Below are 24,898 nucleotides of genomic sequence, written 5' to 3' on the forward strand. Positions count from 1 at the left end.
ACACGAGGACTTCCCGATGACCGTGACCGAACCGTCCGCCCCCGCACGGCAGGTCGTGCCCGCCGAGGAGCGGTACGCGACCGAACTCGCCTTCCTCGCCGCCCAGGACCCCGGCCCCCGTCCGCCCGGCTGGGCGCTGACCCCGCGTGCGGTGGTGACCTTCGTGTGCGGCAGCCAGGGCGAGGAGCTGGCCCTGCCGAAACGGCGCGCCGGACTGCCGTCGAAGCTGGTGATCGCGCCGAAGTTCGTCGGCGAACGCGCCCTGGTGGAGCGGTGCGTGGTGACCCTGGCCGGGGAGCGCGGCCTGCTGCTCACGGGTGAGCCGGGCACCGCGAAGTCGATGCTGTCCGAGCTGCTGTCCGCCGCCGTGTGCGGCACCAGCGCGCTGACGGTGCAGGGCACGGCGGGCACCACCGAGGACGCCTTCCGGTACGGCTGGAACTACGCGCTGCTCCTCGCCCAGGGGCCGACCCGGCAGGCCCTGGTCGACTCCCCCGTGCTCGCGGCGATGCGCGCGGGGCGGGTGGTGCGGGTCGAGGAGATCACCCGCTGCCTGCCCGAGGTGCAGGACGCGCTGGTGTCGATCCTGTCCGACCGGCGGGTGAGCGTGCCGGAGCTGACGGCGACCGAGGACTCGGTGGTCTCGGCGGCTCCCGGTTTCACGGTCATCGCCACCGCCAACCTGCGGGACCGGGGCGTCTCGGAGATGTCGGCGGCGCTCAAGCGTCGCTTCAACTTCGAGACGGTCGGCCCGATCGCGGACCCGGACGCGGAGGCCGCGCTGATCCGCCGGCAGGCCGTGGCCGCGGTGGAGCGGGCCGGGGCGGCGTTCGGGGTGGACGACAGCGTCCTCGACGCGCTCGTCACCGTCTTCCGGGACCTGCGCTCGGGGCGCAGCGCGGAGGGCTGGGACGTGGAGCGGCCGGGGACGGTCATGTCCACGGCGGAGGCGGTGCAGGTGGCGGCCTCGCTGGGGGTCGCGGCCGCGTACCTGCCGGGCGGTGACGTGCTGGACCTGCTGCCGGGCCATCTGCTGGGCGTCGTGCGCAAGGACGACCCGGCGGATCACGGCCGGCTGCTGGGCTACTGGGACGGCCCGGTGCGCCGCCGGGCCGAGGACGGCTCGGCGATGTGGCGCCGGCTCTGGGACCTGCGCGGGAGCCTGCGTTGACGCTCACCGCTGAACCACGGGAGGCCGTGGAGGCCCTGGCCTCCTCGCGCGTGCCGTACCTGCTGGGGGTACGGCACCACAGTCCCGCCCTGGCGGCGGTGGTGCCGGCGCTGCTGGACGCCGCGGACCCCGAGGTGGTCTGCGTGGAGCTGCCGGCCGACTTCGAGCCGTGGCTGACGCACCTGGCCGACCCGGAGACGGTCGCCCCGGTGGCGTTGGCGGGCCTGGGGCACGGGGGCCGGCTGGCGTTCTACCCGTTCGCGGACTTCTCCCCGGAACTGGCGGCGGTCCGCTGGGCCCGCACCCGCGGTGTGGAGGTCCGCTGCTGCGACCTCCCCCTGTCCCACCCGGCCTGGTCCCCGGCCGCCGCTCCGCCGCCACCGGCGGCGGGCCCCGCCGACGGCCCGGCCCCGACGGCCGACGCACACGGCCCGGGCACGGACACGGACACGGCAGGGTCCGGGGCCGTGCGGCGGCGGGCCTACGCGGACGCGCTCGCCGCGTCCGGGTCGGGGCGTGACGGGGACGACATGTGGGACCGGGCCGTCGAGGTCCTGGCCCCGGGCTGCTCCCCGGAGGCCGTCCGCCGCGCGGCGCTCGGCGTCGGGTGGGCCCTGCGCGCGGACGCGGGGGCCGTCCCGGCGACGGACCTGGCCCGGGAGTCCCACATGCGCCGGGTCCTCACGGAGGCCGCCGAGGGCGGCCGCCGGGTGGCGGCGGTCATCGGCGCCTTCCACGCCCCGGCCCTCCTGCCGGCCGACCCGCCACCGGGCCCGCGCGACGGCGACGCCGAGGCCCGGGCGGGGGAGGCCCCCGAGGGCACGGGCACGCCCGGAGCCGGGGCCGACGCCCTGGCCGGGGGCGGCGTCGTGGCCGGGTCGGAGGCCGGGGCCGGAACGGAGGCCGGGGCCGGTGTGGTGGCAGGGGGTGGCGCGCAGGGGGACGGGGTCGTGACCTCGTTCGTCGCGTATTCCCATGATCTGCTCGACTCCCGCTCCGGCTACCCCGCCGGGATCCGGGACCCCTTGTGGCAGCAGGCCGTCTTCGAGGCGGGCGGGGATCCGGTGCGGCTGCGGGAGGCGGCCTCGGCGGCCGTCACCGGGCTGTGCCGGGAGCTGCGCCGGGCCGGGCACACCGCGGGGACCGGGGAGGCCGCCGAGACCCTGCGGCTCGCCTGCGACCTGGCGGTGCTGCGCGGGCTGCCCGCGCCGGGCCGGGGTGAGCTCCTGGAGGCCGTCACCACGGTGCTCGGGCAGGGCGAACCGCTCGGCCGGGGGCGGGCGCTGGCCCGCGCCCTGGAGGCCGTGTTCGTCGGCACGGGCCGCGGCCGGACCACCCCGCACGCCCCGCGCTCCGGGCTCGGCCCTTCCGTGGAGGCGGAGTTGGCGGCCCTGCGGCTGCCGTCCCCGGAGGACCCGGCCTCCCGCGAGGTGCGCCTCGACCCCCTGCGCTCCGAGCTGGACGGGCGCCGTGAGGTGCTGCTCCGGCGTCTGCTGGTGTGCGGGGCCTCGTACGGGGAGCCGGTGGGGGTGGCCGCCACCGGCGACGGCACCGCGCTGGGGAGCAAGTGGCGGCTGTCCTGGACCCCTTCGGTCCCGGCCCGCCTGGACCTGGCGGGGGTCCGCGGCGTCACCGCCGCCCAGGCGGCCGCGGGTACGCTGCGCGACATCGCACGCCGCGAGGCCGCCGAGGGCGGCCCGACGGCCGCGCAGGTACTGGCCGGCCTGGCCGCCGCCGCACGCTGCGACCTGCCCGAGCTGGTCGACGTACGACTGGTGGAGGCGGCCGCCGTACTGCCGGAGACGGCCGGGGTGGCGGAGCTCCTGGAGGCCGTCGACCTGTTGGAGGGGCTGCGGCGCGGCCACCTGCCCGGCGCCTCCGCCGCGGCGCGGGCCGCCGCCGAGGCGCTGGTCGGTGATCTGCTGGACACCGCCGTACGGTCGCTGCCCGGCCTCGCGGGCAGTGACGACCCCGCGGACGCGGCCGCCCTGGTGGCCCTCGCCGACCGGGCTTCGGTCCGCCGGCTGGGGCTGCGGATGGACGCCGCCCTGGCGGAACTGGCGGAGGCCGGGAGTCCGTTGATGCGGGGCGCCGCGCAGGCCGTACGGGTGCTGCTGGACCTGGATCCGGCTGCCGGGCTCGGGGCCCGCGCCGCCGCCTGGGTGGACGGGGCCGTCACGGCGGACGGCCGGCGCGCGCTGGCCCGTCGCCTCGCCGGGCTGCTCACCGCCGCCGGGCCGCTGCTGGAGACCTCGCCCGCCGCGCTGACCCCGCTGCTGGACCGGGTGGACGGGCTGGCCGACGAGGCGTTCCTGGAGCGGCTGCCCGCGCTGCGCGCCGGGTTCGACGTGCTGGCCCCGGCCGCGCGGGACCGGCTGCTGGACACGGTCACCGAACGGCTCGGCGACCGGCTCGACCTCACGCTGGACGCACCGGCCGCCCTGCTCGCCCTCTGGGCCGCCGCCGACGCGGCCGGCCTGGCCGCGCTCAAGGGGCTGCCCCTGCCCACGCGTCCGGCCGAGACGACCGGTCCCCCGGGATCGGCCACCTCGGCGACGCCCCACCCGCCCGCGGGGCAGGCCCCGGGCGGGGCGGCCGAAACGGCGGTGCCGGGCGGGGCGGCCGGCGGCGGGGCGGCTTCGTCGCCGGCGGGGGGCGGGGGGCGGCGGTGGGCGGCCGCCGACCGGTGGCGGCTGCTGCTGGGGCGGCAGCGTGACCGGCTGCCGGCCGGGGCGCACCGTTACGCCCGGGCCCTCGACGAGCTGTACGGCGCGGGGCGCGGGGAGGGCTCCGAGGACATAGGCCGGACCGGTACCGGCGGCGGGGACGGGCCGTCCTTTCCGACGGCCCGTGAGTGGTCGGAGGAGCTGGAGTCGCTGTTCGGCGCCGACGTGCGCGAGGAGGTGCTCGCCGACGCGGCGGGCGCGGGCCGCACCGACGTGCTGGCCCAGCTCGACCCCGCGTCCGTACGGCCCTCCGTGGAGCTCCTGACCTCCGTGCTCTCGCTGGCCGGCGGCATGCCCGAGCAGCAGCTCGCGCGGCTGCGGCCGCTGGTGAAGCGGCTGGTCGACGAGCTGCGGGCGCAGCTGGCCCAGCGGATGCGTCCGGCCCTGTCGGGGCTGTCCACCCCGCGCCCGACCCGCCGCCCCGGCGGCCGGCTCGACCTGGCGCGCACCCTGCGGGCCAACCTGGCGCACACCCGGCGTCTCGACGACGGCCGCGTCGTCGTGGTCCCGGAGCGGCCGGTGTTCGCCACCCGCGCGTCCCGCGAGGCGGACTGGCGGCTGGTCCTGGTGGTGGACGTCTCCGGCTCGATGGAGGCGTCGGTGGTCTGGTCGGCGCTGACGGCCGCGGTGCTGGGCGGGGTCCCGACCCTGTCCACGCACTTCCTGGCCTTCTCCACCCAGGTCGTGGACCTGACCGGCCGGGTCGCCGACCCGCTCTCGCTGCTGCTGGAGGTCCGGGTCGGCGGCGGCACGCACATCGCGGCGGGCCTCGCGCACGCCCGCACCCTGATCACCGTGCCGAGCCGCACGCTGGTCGTCGTGGTCAGCGACTTCGAGGAGGGCGCCCCGGTAGGGGGCCTGCTCTCGGAGGTCCGCGCGCTGGCCGCGTCCGGCGCCCACCTGCTGGGCTGCGCCGCCCTCGACGACTCCGGCGCGCCCCGGTACTCGGTTCCGGTGGCGCGTCAGCTCGTCGCGGCCGGGATGCCGGTGGCCGCACTCAGCCCTCTCGCCCTCGCCCGCTGGGTGGGCGACCGACTCCGTGGGGAGCCCTGATGACCAGCCCGCTGTTGCCGCCCGTCGCCGCCGAGGTGACGGCGCAGGCCGTGGAGGACCTGAGTGCCCGGCTGCGCAAGAAGCTGGACGCGGCCGTGGAGGGCTGTGGGGAGGGGGCGGTGGCCGGGGCGGACGGGAGCGTCAGCCTCCGGTTCGGCGAGGACGCGGTGGTCACGCTGCGGCCGGGGCCCTCTGGGGTCGTGGCGGAGGCCGCCCAGGCCGTGTGCAGTTGCCTCCTGGCCCCGCGCTGCCTGCACCGCGCGGCGGCCCTGACGGCGTCGCCGGTGGCGGACGCGGGGCCCTGGCCGGGCGAAGGGGAGGCCGACGGGGCTTCGGCCACCGCCGCCGCTGCGGCCGCCTTGCCGGGGCCCGACGAAGCCGGACCGCTGCCCTGCGGGGCCGGTCCCCACCCCGCCCTTCCCCCGTTCCCCGGGCTCCGCCCGGACCCCGACGCAGACCCCGCCGACGGCAGCGATGCCGCCGACGGGGGCGCCGCCGACGGCGCGCGCACCGGAGGGGACGGCCCCGCCGGGGGAACCGGCGCCCCGAGCGGAACCACAACGCCGAACGCACCCGGAGCCGGGACCGCCGGTGGCGGCCCCGGCCGCGCCGGGGACACCACCGCAGACGCGGCGGCCGCCACGCCCCCGGGCGGCGCCGCAGCCGGGACCGGGCGGGACGGGGGCGCGGCCACCGGCGGGGCCGGCACGGTGCTCCCCGGGGGCGGGGGTGGACCCCGGGCCACGGCCGGGCAGGTGCGGGCCGGGGTCGCGTTGTGGGGGGTCGGGGCCGAGGCCCTGGCCGCCGGGGTGGCTGCCGGGGGTGCCGTGGTGCAGGCGGAGTTGCTGCGGGCCGCGCACACCGCCCGCGTCGCCGGGCTGCCCACCGCCGAGGCCGCCGCCCTGCGGGTGGTGCGGGGGCTGCGGGCGGCGCGCGAGCGCGGGGCCGGCCAGCGGCTGGCCGACCTGGCCGCCGCCTTCGAGGTGCTGCTGCGCACCGCCGCGCTGCTCGCGGCCGGTAGGGGCGGTCCCGGGCTGACCGGGAGCGGTCGCCGGGCCTACGCCTCCGGCGGCAGTCTCCGCGTCCACGGCGTGTGCCGGGAACCCGTGCTGACCGCGACCGGCTACGGGGGCGTGGTCACCCACCTGCTCGGCGCGGACGGGGTCCCCTACTCGCTGTCGGACGTACGCCCCGGCGGGCTCGCCCGCGCCCGGGGCGCCGGGGCCGCCTCCGTGGCCCTCGGCGGCGGCGTCCTCGACCATGCCGGGCTCGCCCGCGGGGGGCTGCGCATCACCGGGGCGACGGTGTCCGCCGACGGGCGGCTCGGCGCCGGGCGCGGGGTGCGGGCCACGCCCGTGCCGGGTGTCTCCTGGGACGGGGAGCCGCTCGCCGCCCTGTTCGCCCGCCCGGCGGCCGACGCCGTCGCCGAGCTGCTCGCGCAGGACGCCGAGCCGGGCCTGCTGGGCTGCGCGGTCCGGGTCGAGGGCGCGGCCGGCGACCACGTCCTCGTACGGGAGCTGTCCCCCGACGGCACGGTACGGGCGGACGCGCCGCTGCTCCGGCTGCGCCCGGCGCACCCGCACCCGGAGCTGGCGCACACCGCCAACCTGCGCCGCCTGGCCGGCTGGCCGGGGCTGGCGGTCCGGGTCGTGGGCCGTCCCGACCCGGACCGGGCGGCCACGCTGCGGCCGCTCGCGGTGGGGCCGGTGCCGGGGGCCGCGTACACGCTGCGGCTGCCGTCCGAGTGGCGGGACCGGGCCGACCTCGGCTACGACCGCCTCCAGGGCGGCCACGTCACGGACGGGGCGCCGGCCCCGGCGGCGGGCCCCGTCGAGCCGGGTCCGGACCCGCTGGCCGACTCGCCGCTGTGGCGGGTGGGCAGGCTGCTGGAGGCGGGGGTCGCGGGCGGCCGGCGCGCGGTGGCGGAGTCGGCGCGGTCACCCGAGCCCGCGGCGGGGTACGGGCCGTTGCGCCGGGCCGGCTTCACGGCGGCGGCCGAACTGGCCGCGGCCCTGGTCGCCGAGGCGGACCGGCGGCCCCGGGACGTCTTCGGCCGGCTCACCGACCCCACGGCCGACGGCTACGCGTGGGCCTGGCTGGCGGCGTCGGCACACCTCACGGCGGCGCGGCGGTCCCTGGTCGCCGCGTCCTGGGCGTAGGCGGCCTCCTCCGGGTGCGGCCCGGACCGCGTCGTCCGGTGCCGCACCGCGCCGACGTGCCGGTGAACGGCACCCGGGGGCACCTCCCGGCGGCGGCGGAGGAGAAGACGTGGGCCATTCGGCTTGCGGATCCCACGGGGCCGGAGCACACAATGGGCGCTAACGGTGTGAAAGTCGGATGAAATTGCATAAAACATGCAAGCATCCGGGGTTTCACCTTCCTGCGCCCGACCGGTGGGAGGGGAATGTGAGTTCCGAACCGCTGTCAGAGCGTCCCACCGGCCCGCCCTCCGGCCCCCTCTCGGGCCGCCCGTCCGGTGACCAGGCGGGTCCGCCGCCGCCCCCGCCCTCGGGCGGAGGCGGCCCTCCGTCGGGCCCCGGCGGTCCCGGCCCGGGCGGGCCGAAGCCGCCGTCCGGCGGGGACGGCCACCGCCCCTGGTGGCGGTCGGTGCCCCGGATCGCGGCGATCACCGCCGCCGTCGTCGTCGCCGTGGTCCTGGCCGTCGTCCTCGGCCGCCCGGGCGGCCAGACGGCGTCGGCCGGCGAGGTCATCCTCCAGCCCACGGACGACACGGGGCTGGACCCCTACACGCCGTCGACGGCGAACACGACCTCCGCCCTGCCGGCGGCCGCGCCCGCCACCGCTCCCGTGAAGAAGGACAACATCTCCAGCGTGGCGGGCTCGGAGCCCGGCCTCTACGGAGGCAGCCGCAACACCGCCAGCTGCGACGTGGAGAAGCAGGTCCGCTACCTGTCGGCCGACCCGGCCCGGAACCGTGCCTTCGCCTCGGTAGTGGGCGTCCAGGAGTCCGCCGTCCCCGGCTACCTGCGCTCGCTGACACCCGTCCAGCTGCGTTCGGACACCCGTGTCACCAACCACGGCTACCGGAACGGCGTCGCCACCAGCTACCAGTCCGTGCTCCAGGCGGGCACGGCCGTGCTGGTGGACAAGTACGGGGAGCCGAAGGTGCGCTGCGCCTGCGGCAACCCGCTGAGCCGGGTCGTCCCGCAGCAGGGCACCCCGCGGCCGAAGGGGCCCGGCTGGCCGGGGTACCAGCCGCAGAACGTCGTGGTCGTCAACCGCTCGACGACGGTGATCAACGTCTTCGTCATCTACGACCCGAAGGACAAGCAGTGGGTCCACCGGTACACCGGTGACCAGGTCCACCACGACCGGCCGGCCCCGCCACCGCCCCGGCACTGGCCGACGACCCCGCCGCCCCCGCCGACGACACGGCCCCCGTGGACGTACCCGCCGGGTACGCAGACGCCGGGTACGCAGACGCCGGGCACGCAGACGCCGGGAACCCACACGCCGGGAACCCACACGCCGGGCACGCAGAGCCCCGGCACGCAGAGCCCGGGGACCAGGCCGCCGTCGACGCAGTCCCCCGGGACGAAGTCGCCGGGCACCACGCCTCCGTCCACCCAGTCCCCCGCGACACAGACCCCGGGCGCGAAGACGCCCACGCAGACCCCCACGGGCACGCCGACCGGACCCACGTCGACGGGGACCGCGACCCCGGCCACGCCGACGCCCACGGCCCCCTCGCCGGCCAGCGAGACCCCGGCCGTGACCCCGGCGCCGACGCCGACCCCCACCGCGACCGAGAAGCCGTCGGCCACACCGACGCCGACGGCCCCGGCTCCGGTGGCCCCGAAGCCGACCGAGACCCCGGTCGCCCCGCGGACGGCCACCCAGCCGGCGCCCACCCCGCCGCCCGTCACGGAGAAGCCCGCGACGCCTCAGGCTCCGGTCCCCACCCAGGCACCGGTCACCCCGCCGCCGGTCACCCGGGCGCCCGTCACCGAACACCCGCAGACCGAGGCCCCCGCTCCCCCGACCGAGGCACCGCGTCCGACCCAGCGGCCCGCCGAACCGCCCGCCCCCGACCAGAACCAGAACCAGAACAACCAGAACAACCAGCAGAACCAGAACCAGAACCAGCAGCCCGGGTACTGACCCGCCCGTCAGGCCGTCAGACCTCCCGTCGGAGCCCCGGTTCCGGCGGGAGGTCCCTGACGAACACGAGCCCGTCGCTCGCGGCCAGGTGGGCGGGGTCGAGCGGGGCGTAGCCGAACCAGGAGGAGGGGCGCGGGGCCGGCGGCGTGCCGTCGAGGGCGGCGGCCAGCCGGCGGGCGTCGACGAGACAGCGGTACTGCGGGAGGGCGTACAGGAGCCCCTCGACGCTGTCCGGCGGCGGTGCGTCCACCCCGCGGTGCCGGATGGTGCCGAGGGCGGTGGGCACGAAGGCGTACTCCGCGCCGAGTCGGGCGCTCACCAGCGCACCGGCGCTCCACCACTCCAGCCGCTCCCCGCCCATGCGCATCGAGCTCCGCTCCCGCTGGAGGTGCGCGTTGTGCGCGAAGACCAGGACCGGGCCCCGTTCGGCGAGGGCGAGGAGGTTGTCGGCCATCATCCGGTCGCGTACGCCCGAGAGCCGGGCCCAGCGGGAGGGCGAGGCGTCCGCCGTCCAGTGGTGGTAGTGCAGCAGGCCGGTGGCGGTGCGCCCGTACAGCCGTGTCCGGTCCCACTCCTCCCTCGACGTGCCGTCGATCAGCAGCGGGGTCTGCTCGTCGAGCAGTTCCACCAGGTCGGCGGCGAGCAGCCGCAGCTCCCGGGCCTCGGCGGAGCGGCCCACGGACAGCGCCGGGTCCCACATCACGCCCTCGTCGGTCCAGGGTCGGTCGGGGCCCAGCAGGCGGTCGAGGGTGTCGGCGCCGCAGGGCAGCAGTGACGGGTCGACCGACGCCGCGAGCCGGGCGTGGAGGGCGGTGAGGGCCTGCCGGGGGCTCTCGGCCGCGGTCATCTCCAGCGGGCCGTCGAGGCCGGCGAAGCGGAGCCGGTCGGCGGCGGGCCGGCCGGCGTTGTACGCCCGCATCCAGCGCACGAGTTCGCGGTTGGCGGCGGAGGCGCCCAGCCCGTGGCTGAAGCCCCGCTCCATGACCGCGTCGAGGGTGCCCTCGCCCGTGGCGAGGTACTCGTCGACGACCAGGCCGCGCAGGCAGTCGCTTTCGATCGCGACCGTCCGGTAGCCCTCGTCCTCGACGAGGCGGCGGAAGAGTGCGTTGCGCAGTGCCAGGAGGGCGTCCTCGCCGTGGGTGGGCTCCCCCAGGGCGAGGACCCGGGGCCGGGTTCCGAGCAGCTCCAGGAGGGGGGCGGCCTCGACCGCGTGGACGGTGTCCTTGATGTCGGTTGCCATGGCTTCCACGCTATCGTTGAACCTTCGGTGGAAACTCTGGCCGCAGATCGCCCGGATATCGTGGGCCGCGTGGGAGAAAACCTTCAAACGGCCCGGAAGCTCAGGCCGGTCGACCTGGCGCGGGCGCACGGGCTGTCCACGCAGGCGGTCAGGAACTACGAGGAGGCCGGGGTCCTCCCGGCCGCCGCGCGCGGCGCGCACGGCTACCGCGTCTACACCCCGGGGCACGCCCTCGCCCTGGCCGCGTTCCTGGCGCTGGTTCCCGGGCACGGCCACGCGACGGCGACGGCCGTGATGCGGGCGGTGAACCGGGGCGCCGCCGACGAGGCCTTCCGGCTGATCGACCAGAGCCACGCGCAGTTGCTGGAGGACCGGCGGACGCTCGAAGCCGTGGAGCGGGCCCTGCGCGACCTGGCTCCCGCACCCGGTGCGCCGGCGGAGGAGGGCACGGGACGGGGCGGGCCGGACGGACCCGGCGGACCCGGCGGGCGGTTCATCGGACCGCTGGCCCGCGAGCTCGGGGTGCGGCCCGCGACCCTGCGCAAGTGGGAGGCCGCCGGGCTGCTGCGCCCGCGCCGCGACCCGCTGACCGGGTACCGCGTCTACGACGCGGCCGCCATACGGGACGCCCGGCTGGCGCACCAGCTGCGCCGGGGCGGCTACCCGCTGGACCGGATCGCCCCGTTGGTCGAGCGGGTGCGGACGGCGGGCGGGGTGGAGCCGCTGGAGGCGGCGCTGGGCGACTGGCGCGCCCGGCTGTCGGCCCGCGGCCGGGCCCTGCTGGCGGGGGCCGCGGAGCTGGAGGCGTACCTCCGGGAGGCTGTCAAGTAACGAACAGCCGGGGCTACGGCCCCGTCCCTCCCCCGGGCACGGTGGAAAGCCACCGCTCCGGCACCCACGGGTGCGGGAGCACCCGTCCGGACCGGAGGCATCATGTTCCATCGCGCGGGGGACCGCGTGACCCGCCGTCCCCGACTCGGGCTCCTCGCCGCGCTCGACTTCCTCGTATTGGTCCGCGTCCGCCGGTGCGGCGCGGCTGCGCGGCCGGGACGGCGGCGCGGCCATGCCGGTCCTGCTCGCGGCGTCGTCACCACCGCCGGCGCCCTGCCGGCGTTCACCCCGTTCGGCTTCGGCGCCTCGCGGGTCTCCCTCCTCCAGTTCGCCTGGAACTGGTGGACGCCCTGGCCCCTCGCCCAGGCGCGGGCGGCGCCGCGCCCTCCGCCGCGTCCGCCGGCCCCTCCCCCGCCGGCCGGCCGGTGCCCCACCCGTCCGCCCGTCCACACGGAAGACGAAGGAAGACCGTCATGACCGACATCGCCATCACCGGACTCGGCTGCCGCTTCCCGGGCGGCCGCGACACCTGCGCCGCGTACACCGACCAGGTCGCCTTCCCCTACGGAGTGGACCGCTCGCTGGTCGCCCTGGACCAGGCGGTCGCCCAGCTGGAGCGGGGCACCTGCCGGATCGCCGTCGTCGGCGGGGTCTGCCGCAACCTGACGCCGGACCGCCTGATCGGCTTCTCCCGGCTGCGCACGCTCTCCGCGGCCGGGGTGTGCCGCCCGTTCGGCGAGGAGGCCGACGGCTTCGTCCTCGTCGAGGGCGCCGGCACGGTCGTCCTGCGGCCCCTCGCCGACGCGCTCGCCGCCGGTGACCGGGTCCACGCCGTGGCGAGGGGCATCCGCTCCGCCGAGGGCCGGTTGCGCGCCATGTGCCGGGCCTGCGAGGACGCGGGGGGCGCCCCGTCCTCGGTGGGCCTGGGCCTGATCAAGGCGGCTCTGGTGGTCCACCACGCGACGATCGTGCCGCAGCCGCACACCGCCCCGTACCCGGACCTCGGGGTCGCCGCGGCCGGGCTGCGGTTCGCCGGGACGGCCCGGCCGTGGAGGGACGGGGACGGCCCGCGCCGGGCCGCCGTCGGCTCGTTCGGCTTCGGCGGGTCCACGGTCCGCGGGGTGCCGGAGCAACCGCCCGCACCGGTCGCCGGCGGCGCGGCGCACCGGTCGCCCCGGCTGGTCCTCCTCTCGGCGGGGAGCGTGCGGATGCTGGAGCGGCACGCCGCGGACGTGCTCGACGCCCTCGACGCCCTGGACCCGGCGGACCGGCCGACGGTCGGGGCGCTGGCCCACACGCTGGGCGGGCGGGCGCCGCTGAAGGCGCGGCTCGCGATCGTGGCCGCCGGTACGGAGGAGTTCACCGCGCGGCTGCGCCGGGCCCTGCGGCAGCTGGAGGACGGCGCCCGGGGCGACCTCGGCGACGACGCCTTCGCCGCCGAGGCCCCGCTGCCGCCGGCGCAGCGCCGCATCGCCCTCCTCTACCCCGGCCAGGGCAGCCTGCGGCCGGGCATCATGCGGGAGCTCTACGAGGGGTACGCCGGGTTCCGGACGGCCCTCGACGCCCTGGGCGCCGTGGCCGGACCGGACACGGCCGCCCTGCTGTACGGGACGGCCTCCGGGGCCGCCGACGGGGGGCGGCTCTCCGCCACCGAGGTGTGCCAGCCGCTGCTCGGGGCCGTCCAGCTCGCCGCCACCCGCCTCCTGGCCGACTGCGGCGTCACCCCGGACCTCGCGCTCGGCCACAGCGTCGGGGAGTTCGCGGCGGCCGCCGCGGCCGGGGCGCTGACCGGGGAGGACACCGTACGCCTGCTGGCCGGGCGGGGTGCGGCCCTGCGGCAGGCCCTGCGGCAGGCCCCGGAGAGCGGCCCGCCCGGCGGGCTGGTCGCCGTGCAGACGGACGAGGAGACCTGCCGGCGCCTGGTCGAGGGCATCGACGGCGTGTGGCTCGCCTGCTTCAACGAGCAGCGGCAGATCGTGGTCAGCGGCACCGCGGAGGGCCTCACGGCCCTGCGGCGGGCCTGCGCCGGGGCCGGGGTGGTCACGGCGGCGCTGGAGACGGCGGGGGCCTTCCACTCCCCGCTGCTGGCCCCGGCGGAGAAGGGGGTGCGCGCGGTCCTCGCCGGGCTGCGGATCTCCGCCCCCGTGCTGCCGTTCGTCTCGTCGGTGGACGGGGAGCCCTGCGCGGACCCCGCCGGGCTGCGGGAGCTGTGGGCCCGGCACGCCGGCGCGCCGGTCCGCTTCGGTGACGCCGTCCGCACCGCCTACGGGGCGGGGGCCCGCGTCTTCCTCCAGGTGAACGGCGGCGGCTCGCTGCTCACCCCGGTCCGCCGCACCCTCTACCACCGCGACGACGTGCACCTCTTCGCCGCCGACGATCCGGCGGGCGGCGACAGCCGCGCCTTCGTCCGGACCCTGGCCCGGCTCGCTGTCCTGGGCGTCCCGGTCGACCCGCGGGGCCTGGTCCCCGCCGAGGAGCGCCGACTGCCGGACCTGCCCCCGGCGGGGCCGGCCGCGCCCCCGCCCGTACCGCCCGCAGGGCCGGCGGTGGCCGCCGACATGTACGAGCTCCTCCGGATGATCCGACACCAGGCGGCCCTCCTGACCCACCTCACCACCGCCCTCCCGGCCCCCACCCCGGCCGGCCCCCGTGGTGGACTCTTCCCCGAGGTCTTCCCCTGAAGGAGGCCGCCGTCCAGGCCGACCGCAGCGGGGGCTGCGGCTCGGCCCCGCGCCGGATCCGTGAGACGGCGGACGGAGCACTGCGTTGGTGCTCCCCGCCCCGCCGGATCATGCTTGTCAGTGGAGCACCCTGGCCGGACTAGCGAGGGCGAGATGAGCGGCGATGGCGCAACTTCCCACCTTTCCCGGTGACCGGCCGCAGCGGACGGGCACCTCGGGCGGGGCGGCGTACACCGCCACGGCCACGATCGGTGAAGACGGGGTCGTGACCGAGTGGGGCGAGGACGCCCGCCGGCTCCTCGGCTACGCGCCCTCCGAGGTCGTGGGGCAGCCCGCCGCCCGGCTGCTGGCGGAGTCCGGGACGGCCGGGCAGGGCATCGGGCCGGGCCAGGAGCGGTGGAGCGGCACGGTGGCGCTGCGGCACCGCGACGGCCGGCGCGTGGAGGTGGCGCTGCTCGCGCACCGGTGGACGTCCTCGGGCGGGAGCGTGAAGTGGACCGTGCTGTCCGCCGTGCCGGGGCCGGCCGGCCAGCCGTGGGACGCGCCGCTGGACGAGTGGGCGTTCGCCCAGTCCCCCTGCTTCCTGGCGGTCTTCGACGCGGACCTGCGGCTGCTGCGGGCGAACACCGGCATGCAGCGGACGCTCTCCCTCTCGGAGGAGCAGATGCGCGGGCTGCGCCTGCCGGAGATCGCCCCCGACCCGGTGAGCGAGGAGACGGAGCGCAGGATGCGCCTGGTCGTGGAGACCGGCGAGCCCCAGGAGCTGACCGCCTTCGTCCCCCGGTCGGGTGAGGGCCCGGGTCAGGGCTGGGAGACCTCGCTGGCCCCGCTGCGCGACCGGGAGGGCCGGGTGCGGGCGGTGTGCCTGGCCGCGCACGACCGCAGCGGGGCCGAGGGCCCTCCGCACCCCGAGCACCTGCGGCTGGCGGAGGAGTTCACGGCCCGGCCGGCCGAGGAGGCCGGGCAGCGGCACGTCCCCGCCCGGGAGCACCGCGAGCACACCACCACCATGACGCTCCAGCGCAGCCTCCTCCCGCACACGCTGCCCCAGCAGGGGGCGCTGGAGATCGCCTCCCGCTATCTGCCGGCCGGCGGCGAGGCCGGTGTGGGCGGCGACTGGTTCGACGTGATCCCGCTGTCCGGGGCGCGCGTGGCGCTGGTCGTGGGGGACGTCGTCGGCCACGGCATCCGCGCGTCCGCGACCATGGGCCGGCTGCGGACCGCCGTGCGCACCCTGGCGGACGTGGACCTGCCGCCCGACGAGCTGCTCACCCACCTCGACGACCTGATCATCCACCTGTCCGCCGACGAGGCCGACCCGGACGTGCCGGAGGAATCGGCCGGGGGCATCGGCACGACCTGCCTGTACGTGGTCTACGACCCGGTCACCCGCCGGTGCACCGTGGCCCGGGCCGGTCACCCGCCGCCGGCCGTGGTGTCCCCGGAGGGCTCGGTGTACCTGCTCGACGTGCCGGCGGGGCCGCCGCTGGGCCTGGGGGGCCTGCCGTTCGAGACGGTCGAGGTCGACCTGCCCGAGGGCAGCCTCCTCGCCCTCTACACCGACGGTCTGCTCCAGGCCCGCGAGCACGACCTCGACGAGGCCCTGGACAGCCTGTTCACCGCCCTGACGCGGCCCGCGTCGAGTCTGGACACGGTCTGCGACCGGGTGCTGTCGGCCCTGCTGACCCACCGTCCCGAGGACGACGTGGCCCTGCTGGTCGCCCGGACCCGCGCCCTGCACGCCGACAAGGTGGTGGTCTGGGACCTGCCGTCCGATCCCTCGGTCGTGGCCGACGCCCGCCGGTACACCACGGACCAGCTGTCGGCGTGGGACCTGGACGAGGCCTCGTTCGTGGCGGAGCTGGTGGTGAGCGAGCTGGTCACCAACGCCATCCGGTACGGCGCGCCGCCCATCCAGCTGCGGCTGATCCACGAGAACGACACGCTGATCTGCGAGGTCTCCGACGCGAGCAGTACCGCCCCGCACATGCGGCGCGCCCGGACCTTCGACGAGGGCGGGCGGGGCCTGCTGCTGGTGGCGCAGCTGGCGCAGCGCTGGGGCACCCGGCACGCGCCCACGGGCAAGACCATCTGGGCCGAGCAGTCCCTCGTGGGGTTCTGAGGGACGGGGGCGGGGTGCCGGGTTCCGCGTTGCGGTTCCCTGTGACGCGCCTGTGACAGTCGACGGACAACTCCATGAAGTGCCGCCCGCAAGCTCTTTAACAGGGACATACAGCGACATTCCGATACATGTCCCTCTGCTTCCAAGGGTGTGAGCAGCAGCGATGACCGAGCCGACACGGCGGAGGAAATCCCATGAGCCTCACCCTCGTCATGGAGCACGTCGAAGCCCCCTCGACCTCGTCCTCTCTGGCCCCGCGTGAGCAGGAGGCGCTGCGCCACATCGCCGCCGGGTGCACCTACCTGCAGGCCGCCCGCAACATGGGTCTCTCCAAGCACACGGTCGACGCCTACCTGCGCCGCATCCGCGCCAAGTTCGGCGTCAACACCACGGCGGAGCTGACCCGCCTCGCCATCTCGATGGGGCTCTGACGGGGTCACCGGCCCCCGGGCCCCCCGGCCCCGGCTCCCGGCCCTACGGCCCGTACGGCACCGCGCCGTGCGGGCCGTCGTGCTGCGTGGGGGTGCGGAAGACCGGCAGGGCCCAGGCGGGCGGTTCCATCGGCGGCTCGGGGATGACCGAGACCTCGGTGGGCGGATGCGCGGCCCCCGTGCCCGGCCCCGCCTGCGGCCCGGCTTCCCCACTGCGGGCGGCGGTGCCGGTGGCGGCGCGCAGGGCGGCGACGAACTCCAGGCAGGAGTCGTAGCGGTCCTCGGGCACCTTCGCCAGCCCCTTGGCGAGCACCGCGTCGGCGACGGCGGTGATGTCCGGCCGTTTCCCGCTGAGCAGGGGCGGCGGATCGTACTGGTGGGCCCACAGCAGCGCGGTCGGTTCGGTGTCGCGGCCGAAGGGCGGACCGCCGGCGAGGGATTCGTAGACCAGGCACGCGAGGCTGTACAGGTCGCACCTGCCGTCCACCGGGCGGCCGGAGATCTGCTCGGGTGCCATGTAGTCGACCGTGCCGACGAACTCCCCGGCCGTGGTGAACCCGGTGGGCGACAGCACCTTCTTCGTGAGTCCGAAGTCCGTGAGGTAGATGTGCTCGGGGTGGTCGCTGTCGGTGCCCGCGGCGACGAGGACGTTGCCGGGCTTGACGTCGCGGTGAACGAGGTCGTGGTCGTGGGCCGCGTCGAGCGCGGAGGCCACCTGGCCGGCGATGCGCAGGGCGGTGGCGACCGGCAGCGGGCCCTCCCGGTCCAGCAGGGCGCGCAGGTCCAGGCCCGAGACGTAGCGCATGGCGATGTAGAGGACCCCGTCGGTCTCGCCGGCCTCGAAGACCGGCACGATGTGGGGGTGGTCGATGGACGCGGCCACCCGTGACTCGTGGGTGAAGCGGCGCCGGAAGGTTTCGTCGCGGGCACGTTCGGGGGCGATCAGCTTGAGCGCGACCGCGCGGTCCAGGCGCAGGTCCCTGGCCTGGTAGACGACGGCCATGCCGCCGCGGCCGATCAGCCGCTCGACCAGGTAGCCCGCGATCTGCCGGCCGATGAGGCCGGAGGCCCGGCCCGCGTACAGGTGCAGATTGGATGCCGTGCCCATCAGGCGCCGCCCTCACCCGGCCGCCGCGGACGCGCTGGGGCGCGGCGGGCCGCTCTTCGCTCATCGAAAGTCTATCGAGTGATCCACACGGCTGCCCCTCGCCGGGGGCGGGGACGGCGGGGACCGGGACGCGCGGGGCGCCCTCCGGGGGGTCGCTCCGGAGGGCGCTTCGGCGGGGGTGTCTCGGCGGGGTTGCCGCCGTCGGTCAGTCGGAGCCGCCGTCGCCGCCGCGGCCGCCGGCCCCGCTGGTCCCGCAGCCGACGCCGACGCAGATGCCGCCGTCGCCGCCCCGGCCGCCGTCGCCGCCGTCGCCGCCGGGCTGCGCGGCTCCGCCGTTGCCGCCGTTGCCGCCGTTGGCGCTGCCGTTGCAGACGCCGGCGCAGACGCCGCCCTTGCCGCCGTTGGAGCCGTTGCCGCCGGCCGTGCCGTTGATGCCGTCGCCGCCGTTGGCGCTGCCGTTGCAGAGGCCGGCGCAGACGCCGCCGTTGCTGCCGTTGGTTCCGTTGACGGTTCCGTTGCAGCGGCCGGCGCAGACGTTGTCGCCGACGCGGACGCTGCCGTGGCCGATCGACACCCCGCCGCTGCCGGAGCCGGAGCCGGAGCCTCCGAAGAGCTTTCCGAGCGGGTTGCCCGATCCGGATCCGTGGTGGGCGAGGACCTGGGCCGGCTGGACGGCCGGGGCGGCCGGGGCCGCGGAGGCGATCGGTGCGAGGGCCCCGGCGCCGAGGAGGGTGGTGGAGACGACGAGACCGAGACGAAGCTTCCAAGAACGTACACGCATGGCATTTCTTCCTTGCTGGGGAATTGTTTCCGCTACGGCTGAGAAGTCGTTTTCCCTTCGGATGCGCGAGGCGCCCCGGCCGTTTCGGGCCGGGGCGCCCGGGAGCCGTTCGGTTCCGGCTCGCCCGCCTCGCCGGTTCAGCCGGCGGTGCCGCTCATCAGGGCGAACCAGTCTCCGTCGAGGTACTGCTTCTTCCAGGTGTCGATCTGCTCGGTGCTGATCTTGTACTTGTCGGCGATCTTGTCCATCATCGCCTTGGAGTCGTCGGCGGCCATCACCGTGAGCACGATGCGCACCTTGTCCACCACGGTCAGCTCCGACTTGGGCTTGTCGGGCAGGTCGGCGAAGCCGAGGCACGCCGTCCCCCCGGGCTTGCCGGGCTCGCCCGGCTGACCGGGCTGCCCGCCCTTGCCGCCCTCGCCGCCCTTGCCGCCTTCGCCGCCCGCGCCGCCCAGGGTGCAGTTCGAGGCCTGGAGGGCCGGGGCCGAGGCGCTGGTGGCCGCCGGGGTGTGGGACACCGCCGCCTGCGCGGCGCAGGCCGTACCGGTGACGAGGGCCAGGGAGGCCGCGGCCAGGATGAGCGGACGCTGGAAGGGGATCGTGAACATTTGGGGTTTCTCCGTTTCAGAGAACGTTCGTGTCAGAGGAGTGGAGGGAGGGGGTCGAGCGGGGGGCGGGGGGGGTGGAGGCCCGGGGGCCTCCACCCGTCATGCCGGGCGTCGGTCAGAAGATGCTGCCGCCACCGGCACCGCCGCCTCCGCCGAGGCCGCCGAAGATGCCGAGGCCGCCCGTGCCGCCCTTGCCTCCGTTGCCGCCCTGGAAGACGCCGAACCCGCCGCCGCCGCCCTTGCCGCCGTTGCCGCCCTTGAGGAGGCCGTCGCCGCCGGCACCGCCGCCGCCGCCGTTCCCGCCGAAGAGGCCGGAGCCGCCCTTGCCGCCGCCGCCGCCGTTGCCGCCGATGACGCCGTCGCCGCCACCGCCGCCACCGCCGCCGCCACCGCCGGAGAGGACGCCGTTACCGCCGTTGCCGCCCTTGCCGCCGTCCCCGCCGGTGCCGAAGACGCTGCCGCCACCGGAGCCGCCGGAGCCACCGCCGCCGCCGATCAGACCGCCGCCGCCGTCGCCGCCGTCCCCGCCCTTGCCGCCGCCGTTGGGAAGGGCGGTGACCACGTGGGCCGGAGCGGGGGCCGCCATGGCCGCCGAGGCCGGGAGGGCGACGCCTCCGGTGACGATGGCCGCCGCGGCCGCCAGGGTGGCGAGGCGCAGGCCCCGGCGCTGCGGGCGGACGGTACCGGTGGTGTCAAACTTGCGGTTCATGACTTTCTCCTGACTGTGCCTGATATTTATTGGGGTGTCCCGGAATTCCGGGACGGTGCGGCGAGGGGGGCCGATCGGGAATTCCTCCGTGGAATTCGGAGGCTTTCCTTCTCTTTCCCTTTTTCCTCGTTTCCTTTCCGCACCTCAAGTAAGCCCCGGCGGGCAGGGTGGGGTCACGTTCCGGAAAGTCGGGACTTGACAGCGCCGCGGACGGCGGATAAAAGCCGGCGGTCAGCCGATCCGGTCGACGAGGACGACCGCCACGTCGTCGCCCAGGCGGCCCCGCGCATGGCGCAGCAGTGCCTGGCGCAGCCCCTCCAGGAAGGACTGCCGGGTGCGGTCGTGGAGCGCCTCCATGGCCGCCGCCAGGTCGAAGAAGGCGTCGTGCGCGTCGCGGGCCTCGATGATCCCGTCGGTGTGCAGCAGCAGCCGGTCGCCGGGGGCGAAGGGGTAGGTGTCGGTCCGGCCGGGGGGACCGGCGATGAACTCCTCCAGCCCGAGCGGCGGCAGCGGGAGCCCGGGCATCAGGGGGCGGACCTCGCCGGCGCGCAGCAGCAGCGGGGGCGGGTGGCCCCGGTTGACGACCTGGAGCTGGAGGCTGTCGGGGATCTGGGCCACCAGGACGGTCACGAACCCCTCCAGGAGGCCCTCGTCGCCCGAGGCCAGGCCCGCGCCCGGGGTGGCCGCGTCCCGGCGCAGGGCGGCGCCGCAGTGCTCGACGACCCCGACCAGGTCGTCCTCGTAGTGCACGGACTCCCGGAAGGCGCCCAGGACGACGGCGGCGGCGCGCACGGCGGGCAGGCCCTTGCCGCGGACGTCGCCGACGATCAGCCGGACCCCGTAGCGCGTCTGCACCGCGTCGTAGAGGTCGCCGCCGATCTGCGCGCCCGCCTCGGCCGCCAGGTACATGCTGGCGGCCCGTACGGGGCCCAGCCGGGCCGGTACGGGCCGGAGCAGGACCTCCTGCGCGGCCTCGGCGATCCGGCGGACCTGGCCCAGCTCGCTGTCCCGGCGGGTGCGGGCGGCGCGGCTGGTCATGACGCCGGCGGCGGACACCAGGAAGAGGGCGAGGAAGTTCGTGTAGACCTGCTCGCCGCCCCAGGCCTGGTTGTACGTGGCGGTGGCGACGCTGACGCAGAAGGCCAGCCCGGCCGCCGCGAGGGTGCCCCCGGGGCCCATGGTCACCGCCGCCAGGGCCGGGGTCGCGGCCAGCAGGGGGCCGGTGTAGACGACGTGGGCGGGGGTGAACTCGACGACGAGCACGCCGAGGGCGATCGCGAAGGGAAGGGCCTGCGCGAGGGTGAAGAGGACCTGGTGGTGGCCGCCGGCTCCCGGAACCTGGGGCGAGCGCGGGGGCGCTCTCATGAGTCAAGCCTGCCCCGCCCGGGCGTACGGCCGCCACTTCGTCCGGCGCGTCGCCCACGGCCGCCCTCCGGGGGCCCGCCGGAGCGGGTAGGGATGCGGGGACGGCCCGCCCGCCGGCCCCACGCCACCCCGGAGCGCCCCCATGAGCAGCGACCCCGGCCCGGTCCCCCGGGTCTCCCGCCAGGAGTTCGACGCCCTCTTCGCCGAGGTCCGCGCCTGGGGCCGCTGGGAGCCGGCCGACCGGGGCGCCTGGAACCGGGTCACCCCCGAGCACGTCCGCCGGGCGGCGGCCCTGGTCCGCGACGGCACGGCGGTCCCCCTCGGCCGGCCGTGGGACACCCGGCCCGGCCCCGACAACCCGCGGCCGGCCCTGCACCACATGACCGACCTGGGCGACGTGGAGCCCCCCGAGCCGTCCGCCCACAAGGACTTCCTCGGCGCCGACTACCACGGCAAGGCCGTCAGCCACCTGGACGCGCTGTCGCACATCGCCTACCGGGGGCGGCTCTACGGCGGCCGGCCGGCCCGCGACGCCGTCGGCGCGGGAGGCGCCCGCTTCGGCTCGGTGGCCGCCCTGGGCCCGCTCGTCACCAAGGGCGTGCTGCTCGACCTGCCGGCCGTCCTCGGGACCGGCTGGCTGGAGCCGGGGCGGGCGGTCCGGGCCGGCGACGTGCTGGAGGCGGAGCGGGCGCTCGGGGCCGTGATCGACGAGGGCTGCGCGGTGCTGCTGCGCACGGGCCGGTTCCGGCGCCGCCGCGAGCTGGGCCCGTGGGACCTCGACACGGCCAGCGCGGGCTTCCACGTGGACGCGGTGCCCCTGCTGGCCGGCCGGGGGGTCAGCCTGCTCGGGGCCGACGGGGACGGCGACCTGCGCCCCTCTCCGGTCGAGGGCCTGCACTCCCCGGTGCACACCCTCGCGATCGCCGCCATGGGGGTGCCCCTGCTGGACAACCTGGACCTGGAGGGCCTGTCCGCGGCCTGCGCCGCCGCCGGACGCCACACGTTCCTGCTCGTCGTCACACCGCTGGACGTCCCCGGCGGGACGGGCTCCCCGGTCAATCCGGTCGCCGTCCTATGAAGCGAGAAAACACCCGGAATATACTCAAAACACACTGATTCGACTTTCACCGCGGCGATCATCCCGACGGGGCCGGGCGCACCGGCAAGGGGAAGTGATGCAGATGGCGGTCACGGGAGACCAGTCCGGCCCCGCGCGCTCCCGTGAGCGGTTCCTGGGGGGCGAGCCGGTGGCGGCCGGAGTGCGCGGCCCCATCCTGGACTCGTGGCTGCGCTGCCGGCTGCTGGGCCTCTCCCCCGACCGGGCCGAGCTGCCCTACCGGGACGACTTCGACCCGGACAGCCGGCTCGTCCGGGCCGCCGGACCGGTCCTCGACGTGCTCCAGCACCGGTTCTCCGGCAGCCGGATGAACATCTCGGTCGCCGACGCGGACGGCATGGTGCTGCAGCGCCGCTTCGGCGAGCCCTCCCTGGCCCGGAGCCTGCCCCCGATCCAGACCGTGCCCGGCTTCGTCTTCGCCGAGCGGTACGGCGGCACGAACGGCATCGGCCTCGCGCTGGCCGAGCGGCGCCCCGTCCAGGTCTACCGGGCCGAGCACTTCGCCGAACGCGCCCAGTCCAACGCCTGCTGCGCCGCCCCCATCCGCGACCAGCTCAGCGGGCACATCGTCGGTGTGCTCTGCTTCGGGTACCCGTACGCCTTCGAGCACCCGGACCTGGCCGCCCTGCTCGGCCGCGCGGTCGGCACGATCGAGCGGCGGCTGATGGCGCAGAGCTCCGAGCGGGAACGCGGGCTGCTGCGCTCCTATCTCGACGCCCAGCGGAGCGCCGCCGGGAACGGGACGGCCGGGGACGGTCGGCGCGCCGCCGCCCGCACCGCCGGCCCCGACGGCCCGGAGGCGCTCCTCGACCCCGACGGCCTCGGCCTGGCCCCGCACGACCGCGCGGTCCTCACGGACCGGGCGACCGAACTGATCTCCACGGCCCGCAGGGGCTCCTTCGGCGTGGCGCTCCCCCACGGCGGCGAGGCCACCCTGCTCAGCCGGCCCGTCACCAGCGGCGCCGGGGTGCGGGGCATGGTGGTCGAGGCCGTCATCGGCGGCGACGACCACGCCGCCCGCCACCCCCCGGAGCCGCCCGGGCCGTCGCCCCGGCCGCCCGGCGCCGTCCGCGGACTGGTGCTGGTCGGCGAGCCCGAGGTGGGCCGGTACGCCGTCGAGGCGCGGCGGCGCCTGGAGCTGCTGGCCGACGCCAGCACCCTCATCGGCACCACCCTCGACGTGGGCCGCACCGCGCGGGAGCTCGCCGAGGCGGCCGTCCCGCGCCTGGCCGACTACGTCACCGTCGACCTGCCCGAGGCGGTCCTGCGCGGTGAGGAGTCGGCCCACCCGGCGGCCGAACTGCACCGCACGGTGGTGCACGGCATCCGTGACGACTGCCCCTTCTATCCTGCCGGGCAGCAGGTCGAGCTCCTGCCGGGCACCCCCCACATGCGGTGCCTGACCGGCAGGCACGCGGTCCTGGAGCCGGAGCTCGGGTCGGCGGCGGGCTTCATCGCCCAGAACCCCGAACGGGCCCGCAGGCTCCTGGAGCACGGCCTGCACTCCCTCATCGTCGTCCCGCTGCTCGCGCGCGGGGTGCTGCTGGGCATCGCGAGCTTCTACCGCTCGCAGGACCCGGCCCCCTTCGGCGACGACGACAGCCGGCTGGCCCAGGAACTCGCGGCCCGCGCCGCCCTCTGCATCGACAACGCCCGCCGCTACACCCGGGAGCACCACCTGGCCCTGGCCCTCCAGCGCAGCCTGCTGCCGCGCGGCCTGCCCGAGCAGGGCGCCGTCGAGGTCGCCCACCGCTACCTGCCCGCCGAGTCCGGGGTCGGCGGCGACTGGTTCGACGTCATCCCGCTTTCCGGCGCCCGCGTCGCCCTGCTCGTCGGCGACGTCGTCGGGCACGGGCTGCACGCCGCCGCGACGATGGGGCGGCTGCGGACCGCCGCGCGCACCTTCGCCGAACTGGAACTCGCCCCCGACGAACTCCTCACCCACCTCGACAACCTGCTGGTCCGCCTCGACCGGGAGGAGGGCGGCGACGACGCCGGGGGCAGCACCGGCATCGTCGGCGCGACCTGCCTGTACGCGGTCTACGACCCCACCACCCGGCTGTGCACCATGGCCCGGGCCGGGCACCCCCCGCCCGCCCTGGTCCACCCCGACGGCCGGGTGGCCTTCGCCGACCTGCCCGCCGGGCCCCCGCTGGGCCTGGGCGGGCTGCCCTTCGAGACGGCCGAGGTCGAGCTGCCCGAGGACGGCACGCTGGTCCTCTACACGGACGGGCTCGTCGAGGACCGCCACCGCGACGTCGACGTCGCCCTGGACCGGCTGCGGGACGTCCTCGCCCATCCGGAGCGGGGACCGGAGGAGACCTGCCGGGCCGTGATGGACGCCATGGCCCCCGAGCACCCCGAGGACGACATCGCCCTCCTCGTCGCCCGCGCCCGCACCGTGCCCGCCGACCGGATCGCCTCGTGGGAGCTGCCGGCCGACCCGGCGAAGGTCTGCGACATCCGCGCCGCCGCCACCCGGCGGCTGGCCGACTGGGGGCTTGCGGAGCTCTCCTTCGCCGCCGAGCTGCTGCTGAGCGAACTGGTCACCAACGCGATCCGCTACGGGGGCGAGCCGATCCAGGTCCGCCTCATCCACGACCGCACGCTGATCTGCGAGGTCTCCGACGGCGGCAGCACCGCCCCGCACCTGCGGCGGGCGGCCAGCACGGACGAGGGCGGCCGCGGCCTGTTCCTCGTCGCGCAGCTGGCCCAGGCCTGGGGCACCCGCTACACCCCCCGGGGCAAGGTGATCTGGGCCGAATGCGCCCTGGACGCGGCCTGACGTCCGTCGTACCCGGGATCGGGCCCCGGCGGCCAGTAACATCCCCCT

Annotated in this window: 15 protein-coding genes and 1 pseudogene; 10 read left to right on the top strand and 6 right to left on the bottom strand. The window is 77.0% G+C overall.

What is annotated here, in order from left to right; translation table 11 throughout:
* Positions 1-16: 16 nt before the first annotated feature.
* From ACZ5NJ_RS26480 to ACZ5NJ_RS26495, 4 genes and pseudogenes are all read left to right on the top strand, one after another.
* On the top strand, positions 17-1,171 hold the full coding sequence (locus tag ACZ5NJ_RS26480; protein WP_468767775.1) for an ATP-binding protein: 1,155 nt from the start codon (positions 17-19) through the stop codon (positions 1,169-1,171).
* Positions 1,168-4,950: a DUF5682 family protein gene (locus ACZ5NJ_RS26485; RefSeq protein WP_468767776.1), complete on the top strand. Its 3,783-nt coding sequence runs from the start codon at positions 1,168-1,170 to the stop codon at positions 4,948-4,950. Before ACZ5NJ_RS26480 ends, ACZ5NJ_RS26485 begins: the two co-directional genes overlap by 4 nt.
* On the top strand, positions 4,950-7,109 hold the full coding sequence (locus tag ACZ5NJ_RS26490; RefSeq protein WP_468767778.1) for a hypothetical protein: 2,160 nt from the start codon (positions 4,950-4,952) through the stop codon (positions 7,107-7,109). Before ACZ5NJ_RS26485 ends, ACZ5NJ_RS26490 begins: the two co-directional genes overlap by 1 nt.
* 247 nt (positions 7,110-7,356) lie before the next feature.
* Positions 7,357-8,616, top strand: a pseudogene (locus ACZ5NJ_RS26495) (DUF6777 domain-containing protein); the annotation flags it as partial.
* Positions 8,617-9,088: 472 nt separating this feature from the next.
* On the opposite strand, the gene ACZ5NJ_RS26500 reads toward ACZ5NJ_RS26495, so the two are convergent.
* Positions 9,089-10,312: an erythromycin esterase family protein gene (locus ACZ5NJ_RS26500; protein WP_468767780.1), complete on the bottom strand. Its 1,224-nt coding sequence runs from the start codon at positions 10,310-10,312 to the stop codon at positions 9,089-9,091.
* A 69-nt stretch (positions 10,313-10,381) separates the two neighbouring features.
* Between ACZ5NJ_RS26500 and ACZ5NJ_RS26505 the strand changes: the two genes are divergently transcribed.
* The 4 genes from ACZ5NJ_RS26505 to ACZ5NJ_RS26520 all read left to right on the top strand — a co-directional run bounded on the left by ACZ5NJ_RS26505 (position 10,382) and on the right by ACZ5NJ_RS26520 (position 16,377).
* Complete coding sequence (locus ACZ5NJ_RS26505) at positions 10,382-11,143, top strand: TioE family transcriptional regulator (protein WP_468767781.1); 762 nt, start codon at positions 10,382-10,384, stop codon at positions 11,141-11,143.
* A gap of 473 nt (positions 11,144-11,616) precedes the next feature.
* A complete protein-coding gene (locus ACZ5NJ_RS26510; RefSeq protein ID WP_468767783.1) occupies positions 11,617-13,824 on the top strand; it encodes an acyltransferase domain-containing protein in 2,208 nt (735 codons plus the stop codon).
* A 163-nt stretch (positions 13,825-13,987) separates the two neighbouring features.
* A complete protein-coding gene (locus ACZ5NJ_RS26515) occupies positions 13,988-15,946 on the top strand; it encodes a SpoIIE family protein phosphatase (protein WP_468767785.1) in 1,959 nt (652 codons plus the stop codon).
* Positions 15,947-16,140: 194 nt separating this feature from the next.
* Positions 16,141-16,377: a response regulator transcription factor gene (locus tag ACZ5NJ_RS26520; protein ID WP_468767787.1), complete on the top strand. Its 237-nt coding sequence runs from the start codon at positions 16,141-16,143 to the stop codon at positions 16,375-16,377.
* A 43-nt stretch (positions 16,378-16,420) separates the two neighbouring features.
* Here the strand turns inward: ACZ5NJ_RS26520 and ACZ5NJ_RS26525 are convergent, their stop codons facing one another.
* The 5 genes from ACZ5NJ_RS26525 to ACZ5NJ_RS26545 all read right to left on the bottom strand — a co-directional run bounded on the left by ACZ5NJ_RS26525 (position 16,421) and on the right by ACZ5NJ_RS26545 (position 20,948).
* On the bottom strand, positions 16,421-17,485 hold the full coding sequence (locus tag ACZ5NJ_RS26525) for a serine/threonine-protein kinase (RefSeq protein ID WP_468767789.1): 1,065 nt from the start codon (positions 17,483-17,485) through the stop codon (positions 16,421-16,423).
* 205 nt (positions 17,486-17,690) lie between these two features.
* Complete coding sequence (locus ACZ5NJ_RS26530; protein WP_468767791.1) at positions 17,691-18,266, bottom strand: hypothetical protein; 576 nt, start codon at positions 18,264-18,266, stop codon at positions 17,691-17,693.
* Between the two features lie 137 nt (positions 18,267-18,403).
* Positions 18,404-18,874, bottom strand: coding sequence for a transposase (locus ACZ5NJ_RS26535; protein WP_468767793.1), 471 nt, complete (start codon positions 18,872-18,874; stop codon positions 18,404-18,406).
* 115 nt (positions 18,875-18,989) lie between these two features.
* Positions 18,990-19,583 (bottom strand): hypothetical protein, encoded by a 594-nt coding sequence (locus ACZ5NJ_RS26540; protein ID WP_468767794.1) that lies wholly within the window; start codon positions 19,581-19,583, stop codon positions 18,990-18,992.
* A 231-nt stretch (positions 19,584-19,814) separates the two neighbouring features.
* Complete coding sequence (locus tag ACZ5NJ_RS26545) at positions 19,815-20,948, bottom strand: PP2C family protein-serine/threonine phosphatase (RefSeq protein WP_468767796.1); 1,134 nt, start codon at positions 20,946-20,948, stop codon at positions 19,815-19,817.
* Positions 20,949-21,090: 142 nt separating this feature from the next.
* On the opposite strand from ACZ5NJ_RS26545, the gene ACZ5NJ_RS26550 reads away from it, so the two are divergent.
* Both ACZ5NJ_RS26550 and ACZ5NJ_RS26555 read left to right on the top strand, forming a co-directional pair.
* A complete protein-coding gene (locus ACZ5NJ_RS26550; protein ID WP_468767797.1) occupies positions 21,091-22,026 on the top strand; it encodes a cyclase family protein in 936 nt (311 codons plus the stop codon).
* Positions 22,027-22,129: 103 nt separating this feature from the next.
* On the top strand, positions 22,130-24,850 hold the full coding sequence (locus ACZ5NJ_RS26555; protein WP_468767799.1) for a SpoIIE family protein phosphatase: 2,721 nt from the start codon (positions 22,130-22,132) through the stop codon (positions 24,848-24,850).
* The last annotated feature ends 48 nt before the right edge of the window (positions 24,851-24,898 follow it).

Source organism: Streptomyces sp. NPDC032091, from assembly GCF_055580265.1.

Coding starts and splice junctions, on each gene's coding strand:
- ACZ5NJ_RS26490 (WP_468767778.1), top strand. CDS start 4,950: ATGACCAGCCCGCTGTTGCCGCCCGTCGCCGCCGAGGTGACGGCGCAG.
- ACZ5NJ_RS26535 (WP_468767793.1), bottom strand. CDS start 18,874: ATGTTCACGATCCCCTTCCAGCGTCCGCTCATCCTGGCCGCGGCCTCC.
- ACZ5NJ_RS26525 (WP_468767789.1), bottom strand. CDS start 17,485: ATGGGCACGGCATCCAATCTGCACCTGTACGCGGGCCGGGCCTCCGGC.
- ACZ5NJ_RS26480 (WP_468767775.1), top strand. CDS start 17: ATGACCGTGACCGAACCGTCCGCCCCCGCACGGCAGGTCGTGCCCGCC.
- ACZ5NJ_RS26500 (WP_468767780.1), bottom strand. CDS start 10,312: ATGGCAACCGACATCAAGGACACCGTCCACGCGGTCGAGGCCGCCCCC.
- ACZ5NJ_RS26510 (WP_468767783.1), top strand. CDS start 11,617: ATGACCGACATCGCCATCACCGGACTCGGCTGCCGCTTCCCGGGCGGC.
- ACZ5NJ_RS26515 (WP_468767785.1), top strand. CDS start 13,988: ATGGCGCAACTTCCCACCTTTCCCGGTGACCGGCCGCAGCGGACGGGC.
- ACZ5NJ_RS26550 (WP_468767797.1), top strand. CDS start 21,091: ATGAGCAGCGACCCCGGCCCGGTCCCCCGGGTCTCCCGCCAGGAGTTC.
- ACZ5NJ_RS26530 (WP_468767791.1), bottom strand. CDS start 18,266: ATGCGTGTACGTTCTTGGAAGCTTCGTCTCGGTCTCGTCGTCTCCACC.
- ACZ5NJ_RS26545 (WP_468767796.1), bottom strand. CDS start 20,948: ATGAGAGCGCCCCCGCGCTCGCCCCAGGTTCCGGGAGCCGGCGGCCAC.
- ACZ5NJ_RS26520 (WP_468767787.1), top strand. CDS start 16,141: ATGAGCCTCACCCTCGTCATGGAGCACGTCGAAGCCCCCTCGACCTCG.
- ACZ5NJ_RS26555 (WP_468767799.1), top strand. CDS start 22,130: ATGGCGGTCACGGGAGACCAGTCCGGCCCCGCGCGCTCCCGTGAGCGG.
- ACZ5NJ_RS26540 (WP_468767794.1), bottom strand. CDS start 19,583: ATGAACCGCAAGTTTGACACCACCGGTACCGTCCGCCCGCAGCGCCGG.